This is a genomic window from Tolypothrix tenuis PCC 7101 (assembly GCF_963874875.1).
Taxonomy (GTDB): domain Bacteria; phylum Cyanobacteriota; class Cyanobacteriia; order Cyanobacteriales; family Nostocaceae; genus Aulosira; species Aulosira tenue.
Genome location: NZ_CAWNJS010000001.1, coordinates 1216858 through 1229235, shown reverse-complemented (window position 1 = coordinate 1229235; position 12378 = coordinate 1216858). Strand labels below are relative to the sequence as shown.

Below are 12378 nucleotides of genomic sequence, written 5' to 3'. Positions count from 1 at the left end.
TTTAAATCTTCCAATTTTTAAACTTTTTCTTCAGTCACTAAAGTAAGGCTTACCCATTCGCCTTTATCGCTGTAGCTGCGAATCATACGTTGGCGGAGATTTGGCTTAATTAACCAACCCACCTCTAAAATAAAACTTTGACGTAAGTTTATCTTGAGTGGCGAAGTTGCAGAAGCACCGTGAGGTAGGAGTAATACTTGCATCTGCTTTTGTGGATCTTGATCAAAGTGGATAATCGAGCCTTTAATCGTAGCGCTGGAAGTAATTGTATATTGTCCAAAAGAAAGAGTTTGGATAAACTGCCCAGCATCATCAAGTTGTAATTTTAGGGTTGTGGAGACAGTATTAGTAGGGCGAAAATCTGTATATATTGTTGTTGCTTCACCGCGCCATTCTCCTAACAAGTCCTCGATTTGTAGATTCTGGCTTGCTATAGGTTCAGTACCAGCTAAATGTTCTGGTATCAATGTGAGTTTATTTAGTTGACTATTCTTATCAAATAATTGAACTAGCCGCAATCGACGATTTTCATAAATCAAACCCAATTCTGCACCAAATTCACTAAAAGGCCCAAATTGAATTGAACCTTGGGAAAATGCCCCATTTTCAAACAATAAAATACTTTTAGACAAAGAACTATATTCAAGAACTAAATCTTCTTGTCCTTGAAGGCTCACAATTTGGCGAATTGTCTGGTTATTATTTAACCCTTCTAGAGAAACGACACTTTTGATATCTTGCAGCAGTTCACCTTGGGCAGAGAAACTGGTAAATGAACCATGCCATTCACCAATATTTAATAGTAATCTTTCCCATTTAGATGTCATAAGAATTTGGGGAGTGGGGATTGGGGACTAGGGACTGGGGATTGGGGACTGGAGAGATGTAGACGCTTTGCAGCTTCCCGAAGGGTGGAAGATGAGGCGACAAGAGAAAATAACTATTACCAATTACCAATTACCCATTACCTAATGACAAATGACAAATGACAAATGCCAAATAACTAACCTCTGGCAAAACGCCGTACAGCAAATAAACTACCTATTAATCCTACAGCTGCACCAAAACTTACAAGAATTAGGGGTAATAATAAAATTTGTACTGGAGTAAGTTGCAAGCCGTGGCTAATAAATTGAATAAATTCAGGCTGGTTGGATAGCAAGTTGCTGATAAATTGTTGAATGACAGTAATCAAACTCCAAGCGATCGCACCTCCAAATACGCCAAAGGCTATACCCTGTAAAATAAACGGTAGGTAAATCCAAGCTGTAGTCGCACCGACTAACTGCATGATTTCAATTTCCTGTCGGCGCGCCATCACAATGAGGCGAATTGTGATGCTGGTGACAGCGATCGCAGTTAAGGTGAGGATGATGGTAATTGTTACTGTAATCCAGTTTAAACCTTGATGTAACTGGGCGATACGCTTGAGGACTTCATCAACATACTGCACTGTACTCACTCCCGGTAATTTAGCCAACTTAGTTGCTAAATTCGGCACAACTTCCGAGTTACGTGCTTTGACTTTAATTTCATCAACTAGGGGATTTTCTGCTAGCTGCTGGTTTGCACCTTCAATATCAGAAATTCCTAGTTCTTTCACTAACTTAGTCCAGGCTTCTTCTTTGGTAATTACTTGCGTTCCTACCACTTCTGGTATGTGTTTCACTAGTGGTTCTAGATTGACAGCTGATATCCCCGAATCTAGATAAACTGCAACCTCCATTTGACTACCAAACTGGTAAAGTAATTTTTCTACTTGCCAGGAGGTTTGCAAACTCATCCCAAATAAAAATAGTAATACTGTTACAGTACTGACTGCTGCCCAATTCATCCAACCTCCGCGCAGCCAGCCGAGGAAGGTTTCTTTGAGGAGGTAGTCGAGTTTAGTTAAAAATTTCCACACACATCATCACCCTAGTAACTGAATTTAGCGCCCTGACAAAAATACTGAAGTCATGGTACGCGATAACATCACATTTATACTCGACTGTGTAGAATTTGTGTGTTTACTGATATTGATAGCAGAGTCAGCAAGATTTCAGCCATTAAGGGATTGATAGAATTAAACTAGAAAGAATTTTCACAATCAAGCCATAAGGAATCATGCCCTCCGAAATTGCTGTCGAGAAAAAAAAGTTAAAAAATCCGCCCTTGCAACTTCACTATTTAGGCGATCGCGCTCTTCGTCAACCAGCAAAGCGCATTGCCAAAGTAGATGATGAACTGCGCCAACTAATCCGGGATATGCTGCAAACTATGTACAGCAAAGATGGCATTGGTTTGGCTGCACCCCAAGTTGGCATTCATAAACAACTAATTGTCATCGATTTAGAACCAGATAATCCTGCTAATCCGCCATTGGTATTGATTAACCCCACCATTAAACAGGTAAGCAAAGAAATCTGCGTTGCTCAAGAAGGCTGTTTGAGCATTCCTAACGTGTATATGGATGTCAAGCGTCCAGAAGTGGTAGAAATTGCTTATAAGGATGAAAATGGCCGTCCTAAGACAATAAAAGCAACTGACTTACTCGCACGCTGCATTCAGCACGAAATGGATCACCTCAATGGCGTGGTATTCGTAGATCGTGTAGATAATTCCTTGACTTTGGCCCAGGAACTATCTAAAAATGGCTTCTCGTATCAGGCGGTGAAACCAGTAGCATAGGGTGGTTTAGTAGTGTATTTAACTCCAAAAAGCGGATTATTTCTAGCTGGTTCTTGTGTAGCAGCGATCGCGGCTGTTGGTTCGATTTTTGAACTGAGTTACGGACAACCAGACTTAGGCGTTCAAGCCACAACGATCATCTTGGTATTGAGTATTCCTCTCACAGGATTATTTTTCTTTGCCGCAGTGAGGGACGCAAAGGCTAACATTAAATAAGCATCAGGTACATGAAAAGGTAAAAGGAAGAAGGAGCAATCACAAAATTTATCCTTTTGCCTTTTACCTTTTACTTTTGTCTAAGTACACATGACGTTTGGATTACTGCTGCGTGTCATCGTAATTGTTTACTTAGCTGATAACTGTTTTCCAACATCTCAACAGCTATATCAGCAGGAACAGGGCGACTAAAGTAGAATCCTTGCCCTTCCTCACATCCCCGTCTTTTTAAGTAGTGCATTTGTTCTGCGGTTTCCACGCCCTCTGCTGTAATCTTTAATTGCAGACTATTGGCTAAAGCAATAATGGCATCGATAACAGCAGCGCTATCAGGATTAGACGTTATATCTTGTACAAATGAGCGATCAATTTTCAGCATATTGACGGGAAAGCGCGTTAAGTAATTCAACGAGCAATAACCAGTACCAAAATCATCCAAAGCTAGCCAAATACCTAATTCTCGTAATTGGTTCAAGATTTTTACCGAGTGCTGAATATCAGCCATCAAAAAGCTTTCAGTGACTTCTAATTCTAGGTAAGATGGCGGTAGTCCAGTTTCCTGAAGGATTTGACTAACAACCTCTACTAAATTGGGTTGTTCAAATTGCCTAGCTGACAGATTCACTGATACTCGAATCGCAGGTAGCCCAGCCAGCTGCCAAGCACGACATTGAGTACAGGCTGTTCGCAAAACCCATTCGCCGATTGCGGTGATTAAACCATTAGCTTCTACAATCGGAATAAACTTTGCTGGGGAAACTAAACCCAAAGTAGGATGTTTCCAGCGAACTAGCGCTTCAACTGCTGTTACTTTTTGCGTATGCAAATTAATTAAAGGTTGGTAATAAACCTGCATTTCATTGCGTTCCAGTGCCCCATATAATTGGCTTTCTAAAGTGAGTCGCTCTTGTAAGCGAGCATTAATTTCTGGTGAATAAAATAAATATTGGCTACGCCCTTGTGTTTGAGCCTGGGAGAGTGCGATGTGCGCCTGTTGCAAGAGTTCCTCTACACCATTACTCTCATTTAAGTCATTAATTGTGATACCAATGCTGGCAGTAATATGAATTGAGTTACCCTCTATTAAAAAGGGCTTTGCCAGAGTATTTAGCAGCAATTGTGATAGCTTAATCACGCTTTCAAAAGAAGGAATTTCTACTCGGGCAATTGCAAATTCATCTTTACTCAAATGGGCAATAATATCTGTTTGTGAAACACAAGTGCTTAAGCGCTGGGCAACTGCTCGCAGTAACAAATTTAGGGTATTATGCGTTAATGCATGACTGAGATTCAGGAAATCATCAATACCTAATAAAAATATAGCTAATAGCTTTTGTTGTTGTGGAGATGGAGAGAAAGTTAAATTAGAGCGATCGCCAAGATGAAGTTGTATCCCAACTTCTTTTGTGTTATCTGGAAGAAAATACTTTTTCGCCACAGCACCCGATAGGCGATCGCTAAATAAATTTTGATTAGGTAGTCCTGTTAATTCGTCATAATTAGTAATGTAATGAATCAACTCATCTAATTTATTAAGAGTCTGTGAAACATCTGCCATGAGTGTCCCAGCTTCATCAACATATTCTGTAGGTAGTTCAGGTAATTTTCGATTATTTAGATAGTCTTGCAATGCAGTCGATGTCAACATGACTGGTGCGAGGAGATTATGTATGGCATAGAGAGTTGCTGCTGTACCTGTTAACGTCGCCAACAGAGCAATAATTAAAACTCGTACCGCCATTTCCCAAGAATAAGAGTTGGAAATGAGAAAACTCAAAAGTAATGTCAAAAGTGGTATGTGAGTACCTACAAAGGCCACAAACATGATTTTGGCAGGATAACTTCTCTTGAGCAATTTCAAATTAGATAAAGATAAGTACAGGTAAAGTTTGTAGTTGAGTTTCATAAATCTTGATTGAGAGTTAGCAAATTACTGAGCAAAACAATGGCGAACAATCTTTGTATATGTGCTGAATTTTACTCAACACATTCGGGGTGATTGCTGTGCAAATAGTTCCAAGTCGCAAATGTGCGTCAAGGTGGAAAATATCTAAGTCTCTGGTTCAATGCTCTTAGAGGTTAAGCAATAACAGAAAAAAGAAATACTTTTGTAGACAAAACACTAAGAAAAAAGTTATAGATTACGCTGTCGGAACTGAGCATTTAGTAATGTATACCGCAGTAAACTTTAATCAGAATCTTTTAAAAGTTTAGGATAAATAATCAGAATTATTATGAGTGTAATTACTAGCTAATGTATAAAATTTCTATAAATAATATAAGGCTATCAAAAAGTTAATTATTTAAAATAATAGTAGGTTGTTTCAGAGTAGTAAAAAATCTATCAATGAGTGGACTACTATATATAAATGTATATGTTATATAATTCAAAAAACGTAAAAGTAATCATCTCTCAAATTTTAAAAAAAGTAAAAAATGTCTAAATTAAATAATGTTTAACCGCACATTTATTAAAAAAGATGTGTATTTTATTACAACATACTGTCTGAAGATAGAGCGGCGATCGCTTCTAAAATAGAAAAATGCTGTCAACTTCCACTCAACTATTACGCATTTCCCAAGGACAACTGAATTTATTAGAACGTTGTCCCCGTCAGTTTCAACATACTTATCTCGACAATCTCAATTCTCCCTCAGATCCAGAACATGAAGAACGGCAAACTTTAGGTAGCCGATTTCACCTGCTGATGCAGCAACGAGAAATGGGTTTGCCAATTAATAGTATTTTGCAAGCCGATAGTCAATTACAAAATTGGATGTCAGCTTTTGCGGAAACTGCACCAGAAATTCTCTCACCTGCTGCTGGTAGTCAAACTTTTCGTGAAAGTGAACATTACCGCACTCTGCAAGTACAAAATTATTTGCTGACTGTTGTTTATGATTTATTAATTGCCGATAAAGAAAAAGCGCAGATTCTCGACTGGAAAACCTATCCTAAACCATTACATAAACGTAAATTAGAGCAGAACTGGCAAACTCGTCTTTATTTGTATGTTTTGGCAGAAACTAGCGAATATTTGCCAGAAAATATCTCTATGACTTATTGGTTTGTTCAATCTGAAGGTAAACCGCAAAATATTAAATTTAATTACAGTACTGCCCAGCACCAGCGAACAGCAAAAGAACTGAATGAACTGTTAAACGATTTAAGTTATTGGTTAGAACGTTATCAACACAAAGAACAATTTCCCCAACTACCACACGGAAACAAAGCTTGCGGGTATTGTCAATTTGGTACTCGCTGCGATCGCATCCAGGCTATTGAAGAAGAAAGCGAAGGTAATTCCTTACCAGATATCGCCAGTATAGAAGAAGTAGCGCTGTGAAATTTAACGGTCAACAAAAAATAGAAATGTGTGATGCGTTACGCCAAGGCTAACGCATCCTACCTCTTTGGACTTTTGACTTTTGACTCTTGACTCTTATTACTCTCGCTAAGATGAAAGCAGAATATATACTTAAAAGTTATGACAAACGTTGATGACATGGACACAGTTTACGTCCGTGAATTAGGAATTGACGATATAGCGCCGATTTACCATTTGGGAGAAGAACTATTTACCAGCGATTTATATCCTTATTTATATAGAACTTGGGATGAGTGGGAAGTCATTGGACTTTACAACACAGATCCAGAATACTGTTTGGTTGCAGAAATCGATGGCGACTTAGCAGGCTTTATTTTAGGAACCATCATTACCAAAGCCTCATGGACTTACGGATATATTCTCTGGTTAGGAGTTAGCCCGAATTTTCAGCGTCGGGGAGTTGCAGACAAGCTGGTTGATAAAGCTGTCGCCCGCATGATTGAAGATGGCGCGCGGTTCATGCTAGTAGATACAGATCCTACCAATACCCCAGCCGTGAAATTTTTCAACCGCAAAGGATTTGGTAACAACCGCCAGCATATTTTCTTATCAATGAATTTAAGTAAACATCCATACTATGGCAGACTAATTGATTATGAACATCAAAAAGCTGAAAGAGCAGGTTATAGGCGATCGCGTCCAGCTGCAATTCGCGCCCGTAAGCCTGATGGTTTCGCTAACGAAGTCGTCCTCAATCCCTTAGTCACAGAACCGCAAATAGATTTAAAGTTGAATGATGAGTAGGCATTTAGTATTTGTCATTTGGTAATGGGTAATGGGTAATTGGTAATTGGTAATTGCTAATTGGAATTAAGAATTTTCCCCCTGCTCCCTGCCCCCTGCCCCTCTGCCTCCCCAATCCCCAGTCCCCAATCCCCCACTATGCAATGGACTCTAGCCGCAACTGAACAACCTCCAGAGTGGTTTATCCAAGCTGTGAAAAAGTATACGCCTGCATCAAGTGGAGTTTATGCAGCGCAATTATTATGGCAACGTGGTATTCGTGACACCAAGCAATTAGAAGGTTTCGTTAACTATAAAACTTATCAACCAGCTAGCCCTTTTGAGTTTGGGGAAGAAATGCATCGCGCTATGGCAAGATTGCAACTAGCACGTAATGCTGGGGAGAAAGTTGCGATTTGGGGCGACTTTGACGCGGATGGGATTACTTCTACATCTGTGTTGTGGGATGGTTTGGGGGAATTTTTCGTTCAAAATTCGCAGTTAAGCTACTACATACCCAACCGTCTCAAAGAATCTCACGGGCTGAACTATGCAGGTATCGATAATTTAGCAAAACAAGACTGTACATTAATTGTTACCTGCGATACTGGCAGCACAAATATTGATGAAATTATTTATGCTCAAAAGCTGGGTATTGATGTCATAGTTACAGACCATCACACATTACCAGCAGAACGGCCACCAGTTATTGCAATTATCAATCCGCGCAATTTGCCGAATGAACATCCCCTGTATAATTTGTCTGGGGTGGCGGTAGCTTACAAATTAGTAGAAGCACTGTATCAAACTCTGCCCAATATACCAAAACATCCTTTAACAGATTTACTAGATTTAGTGGCTGTAGGGTTAATTGCCGACTTAGTACAGTTAAGCGGAGATTGCCGCTATTTAGCGCAATTGGGGATTCAACGCTTACAGGAAGACTTTAAACAACCACCAGCAGCCAGACGACGACCAGGAGTAGGACGATTATTAGAATTGTGTCAGAAAAGTGGCGATCGCCCCACAGATATTTCCTTTGGTTTGGGGCCGCGCATCAATGCTGTTAGCCGCATCCAAGGTGATGCTAGCTTTTGTGTAGAACTACTCACCAGCCGCGATATCAAACGCTGCAGCGAACTCGCAGAAGACACAGAACTAGCCAACGCCCGCCGGAAATCTTTGCAAAAAGACGTACAAACCCAAGTCGCCCAAAAACTAACTCAATTAGATTTATCTACCACAAGTGCGATCGTCCTCGCCGATGCCCAATGGCCCGTAGGCGTATTAGGCTTAGTAGCCGGACAAGTAGCACAAGAAACTGGTCGCCCCACTATCCTTTTGAGTACAGAAGAATTGGAGGCTGGGGAAGACTCTTCCCAATCCCCAATCCCTAATCCCCAGTCCCTAGCTAGAGGTTCTGCTCGTTCTATAAATTCTGTCGATTTGTACCAATTAGTCAAAGACCAAGCACATTTATTACATCGCTTTGGCGGGCATCCCTTTGCAGCTGGGTTGAGTATGTTGGTGGAGAATATTCCCTTATTTTCAGAGGCGATTAACCAACGTTTACGGCAATCCTTGGGTGGTAAAACCCTCACAGCCACAGTCCAAGCAGACATCGTGGTAACAGTTGCAGACTTAGGGAAAGATTTATTTTTAGAACTGAAAATCCTAGAACCTTGTGGAATGGGTAATCCCGTGCCAAAACTGTTGATTCAAAACTGCTGGTTTGAAAATGCTTGGCATCGCAATCAACAGGACTCCCAAGGGAAAAAAATACAGTACATTAAAACCGATTTTGATATTCGGGATGATTCCACGAGAAATCCGTTTCCTGGGATTTGGTGGGGACACTACAAAGATGAATTACCCATAGGTAGATGTGATTGCATAGCAGAACTAGATTACAACACCTTTAAAAAACGCTACGAAATCAGATTAATCGCCGTTCGCCCCAGCGCTAATTCAGTCTTCACCACCCACAACTCAGAACTGATATTAGACTGGCGCAATCAAGAACATTCACAACTGAGAACTCAACATTCAGCACTCATCTTAGAAGAATGTCCGACAAGCTGGGATGATTTACGCGCCTGGTGGAAGCGATGTTTGTACAATAATCAACAACTTGCGATCGCATGGAGTAAACCCAACCAGCAATCCCCGAATCAAATTTGGCTGACTCTCATCGGAATTGCCAAATACCTCAGCCGCACCCATCAACCAGTTACCCGCGTCCAACTTTTAGAGAAACTGGGCATTAGCAACCAAGCCTTGCTCTTAGGCATCAGAGCCTTAAAATATTTGGGATTCACAGTACAACGCCAAGATAATTATTTGCGAATTATCCCAGAACCCAAAAATATCTCCGAAACTCAAGCCGATGCTGCTGCGGGAAAATTTTTAGCAGCAGTCCGCGAAGAACAATTTCAACGTGAGTATTTTGCCGAAGTGCCTTTATCTACAATTGTGGCAATGGTGAATACTCAGTAAGGGTATTGGGCATTGGGCATTGGGCATTGGGCATGGGGCATTGGGCATTGGGTGGTTGGGGTTTGCCATTAATTAATTCTCCCCTGCTCCCCGCCCCCTTGCCTCATCTCCCTGCTGAAAGTCTTCGGTAAACACAATATCACCTCCTAATCTGGGAATCCTGAAAGACAGGAACATTTACCTGGAGGATAAATACTGGTGCAAAATTATACGAATTTGAAGAATGATCGCTAAAGATGTCGGTTGGGTTGAGCGAGGAAACCCAACTGACATCTTCATAAACGCCTAAAATCTTTATATATCTTGATTTTCAGTGCGTTTAACCCAACAACCACATCTGTCGCCTTCTTTTTTTAAATTGCTATTACGCGTCAAGCTATACCAATTCTTTAAAATTCAGTAACAGATTTGAACTCAGTAAAACAAGCAAGATAAAATCTGACTTTAATAATTAAAAATTACGAATTAAGAATTGGTTTTATGTATAGAAAAATGCCGTTACGTGTCATTTTTGTTGTATCTACACTACTCCAGGTGATTACTGCTGTCGGACTCACTGGATACTTCTCCTTTCGCAATGGGCAAAGGGCAGTTAATGAAGTCGCGACTAAACTCCGGGATGAGGTGACTGGTAGGGTGAAGGATCAACTACTAGTGTATGTAGAAACACCGCATCTGATTAATCGGCTGAATGCTAATGCAATTGAGTTAGGAGAGTTAGATAAACAAAATATCCAATATAAGCAGAAGTATTTTTGGCAGCAAATCCGTACCTTTCCGGTGATTACCTACAATTTTTACGGAAATGTTACAGGTGAATATTTAGGAGCCAGACGTTTAGCCAATGGTGACTTACAGGTAATCGAACGCGATCGCACTACTGGATACAATCAGTACTTTGCTACCAATGCACAGGGCGATCGCACAAAGCGCATCCAAGCTCTCCCGAATTTTGATGCCAGACAACGCCCTTGGTACAAGCAAGCTGTAGCCGCAGGTAAACCGATTTGGAGTACAATCTATCCCGACTTTAGTACAGGTGGACTAGCAATTACTGCAGCTCAACCTATCTATGACAAGCAAGGGAAACTCAAGGGGGTTCTGGGTAGCGATTTTATTTTTTCCGAGGTGAACACATTTCTGCAAAGCCTCAAGATTGGTACATCTGGACAGACATTTATTATGGAACGTTCGGGATTGCTAGTAGCTACATCTACTCCCGATCCCAGCTATCGCAATCGGACTAATCAGACACAACGAATTAAAGCTTCTGAGAGCCAAAATTATCTCATCCAACAAAGTGCCAAACATTTAGAACGAAAATTTGGGGATTTTAGCAAAATTAACAGCAGTCAACTACTAGACTTTGAAATCCAAGGAGAACGGCAATTTCTCCAGGTTACGCCATTAAAGGATAGCAGGGGGTTAGATGTTTTAATTGCGGTGGTTGTACCAGAAGCAGATTTCATGAAGCGCATTCACGAAAACACTAAAATTACAGTTGTTTTGTGTCTGCTATCGCTAATCATTGCAACGGTGGTGGGGCTGCAAACATCCCTGTGGATTGTCAAGCCGATTCAGCGTTTGAATACTGCTGCTAAAGAACTAGCAGATGGAAACTGGGAGCAAAAACTAGCAGTTGATGGATCGTATGAAATTAGCGAATTGGCTGAATCCTTCACCAGCATGGCGAAACAGCTAAAAGAATTGTTTGCTACTTTAGAAGAAAAAGTACGCGATCGCACTCAAGCAATCGCCAAAATTAATGGCGAACTGAAAAACAAAAATGCGCTGATTCGGAAAGTTTTTGGGCGCTACCTCAGTGATGAGATTGTTAGCAATCTCTTAGAAAATCCCCAAGGGTTAGAGTTAGGCGGAAAGCGGCAGAAAATCACCATCTTAGTTTCCGATTTACGAGGCTTTACCGCAACATCAGAACGCATATCTCCAGAACAAGTAATTGCTATCCTCAACTTTTATCTGGAATATATGGCGGATGTGATTACCCACTACGAAGGTACTATTGATGAATACATGGGGGATGGGATTCTCACTTTATTCGGTGCGCCTACCGTAAGAACTAACGATACAGAAAGAGCGATCGCCTGTGCTGTAGCCATGCAACAAGCCATGATTCCCGTCAACCAACAAATGCAAGCATGGGGTTTCCCAGAAATCGAAATGGGGATTGGTATCCATACAGGCGAGGTTGTAGTGGGTAACATCGGCTCAGAAAAGCGTACCAAATATGGTGTCGTAGGAAATCACATCAACCTCGCCTACCGCATAGAATCCTGTAGCGTTGGCGGACAAATTATCGTCTCCGAGGATGTTTTATCAGAAGTGCGAGATATGGTGCAAGTAGAGTCCACGCAACAAGTACAGATGAAAGGAGTGAAAGACCCCATTAATTTGTATGAAATTAGCGGTATTAGGGGAGAACATAATTTATTTCTCTCCAAATCAGAAGAAGAATTCCGCGAACTACCAGAACCGATTTTACTCCAGTACGTCACCTTAGAAAGCAAACACGTAGGCGATCGCTGGTATGAAGCGCAAATTATCAAACTCTCCCAACGGGAAGCGTTGATTCAGTGTGAAAGCCATGAAGGTAAATTACCGCCGCTAACAAATCTCAAGCTGATTTTGCTGAATGAGAATTTGCCTCAAGAAGTACGGGAAGATTTTTATGGCAAGGTGTTAGAAAAACCGACGACTGAGGGTAGTTTCTACATCCACTTTACAGCCATGCCGCCATCTGTGCGGGCGATGTTGGATCAACTCTATAATGCGATTTCTTTGGAGAATCAATATCCCAATTGTAATGAGAATCCACTCGATGACTCATTTGCAAGCAAGACGCGATGAATTACGACGAAGAAGA

9 protein-coding genes are annotated in these 12378 nt (G+C 40.9%); 6 read left to right on the top strand and 3 right to left on the bottom strand.

Features of this window, described 5'->3' with window-relative positions:
- Window positions 1-17 precede the first annotated feature (17 nt).
- Together AACU25_RS04945 and AACU25_RS04940 are read right to left on the bottom strand one after the other, a co-directional pair.
- Window positions 18-827, bottom strand: a complete 810-nt coding sequence (locus tag AACU25_RS04945; RefSeq protein WP_096574166.1) for a DUF3598 family protein — start codon at window positions 825-827, stop codon at window positions 18-20.
- A gap of 176 nt (window positions 828-1003) precedes the next feature.
- Window positions 1004-1906, bottom strand: coding sequence for a permease-like cell division protein FtsX (locus AACU25_RS04940; RefSeq protein WP_096574165.1), 903 nt, complete (start codon window positions 1904-1906; stop codon window positions 1004-1006).
- 200 nt (window positions 1907-2106) lie between these two features.
- Between AACU25_RS04940 and def the strand changes: the two genes are divergently transcribed.
- The gene (def, locus tag AACU25_RS04935) at window positions 2107-2670 is read left to right on the top strand and encodes a peptide deformylase (RefSeq protein WP_096574164.1); all 564 of its coding nucleotides are present in this window, start codon (window positions 2107-2109) and stop codon (window positions 2668-2670) included.
- Window positions 2671-2682: 12 nt separating this feature from the next.
- The gene (locus AACU25_RS04930) at window positions 2683-2886 is read left to right on the top strand and encodes a hypothetical protein (RefSeq protein ID WP_045872596.1); all 204 of its coding nucleotides are present in this window, start codon (window positions 2683-2685) and stop codon (window positions 2884-2886) included.
- A gap of 115 nt (window positions 2887-3001) precedes the next feature.
- On the opposite strand, the gene AACU25_RS04925 is transcribed toward AACU25_RS04930, so the two are convergent.
- Window positions 3002-4792: a putative bifunctional diguanylate cyclase/phosphodiesterase gene (locus AACU25_RS04925; RefSeq protein ID WP_096574163.1), complete on the bottom strand. Its 1791-nt coding sequence runs from the start codon at window positions 4790-4792 to the stop codon at window positions 3002-3004.
- 637 nt (window positions 4793-5429) lie between these two features.
- On the opposite strand from AACU25_RS04925, the gene AACU25_RS04920 reads away from it, so the two are divergent.
- The 4 genes from AACU25_RS04920 to AACU25_RS04905 all read left to right on the top strand — a co-directional run bounded on the left by AACU25_RS04920 (window position 5430) and on the right by AACU25_RS04905 (window position 12362).
- On the top strand, window positions 5430-6233 hold the full coding sequence (locus AACU25_RS04920; protein WP_096574162.1) for a PD-(D/E)XK nuclease family protein: 804 nt from the start codon (window positions 5430-5432) through the stop codon (window positions 6231-6233).
- A 141-nt stretch (window positions 6234-6374) separates the two neighbouring features.
- Window positions 6375-7019: a GNAT family N-acetyltransferase gene (locus AACU25_RS04915; protein ID WP_096574161.1), complete on the top strand. Its 645-nt coding sequence runs from the start codon at window positions 6375-6377 to the stop codon at window positions 7017-7019.
- Between the two features lie 138 nt (window positions 7020-7157).
- Window positions 7158-9494: a single-stranded-DNA-specific exonuclease RecJ gene (recJ, locus tag AACU25_RS04910; protein WP_096574160.1), complete on the top strand. Its 2337-nt coding sequence runs from the start codon at window positions 7158-7160 to the stop codon at window positions 9492-9494.
- 480 nt (window positions 9495-9974) lie between these two features.
- A complete protein-coding gene (locus AACU25_RS04905; protein ID WP_096574159.1) occupies window positions 9975-12362 on the top strand; it encodes an adenylate/guanylate cyclase domain-containing protein in 2388 nt (795 codons plus the stop codon).
- Window positions 12363-12378: the final 16 nt, after the last annotated feature.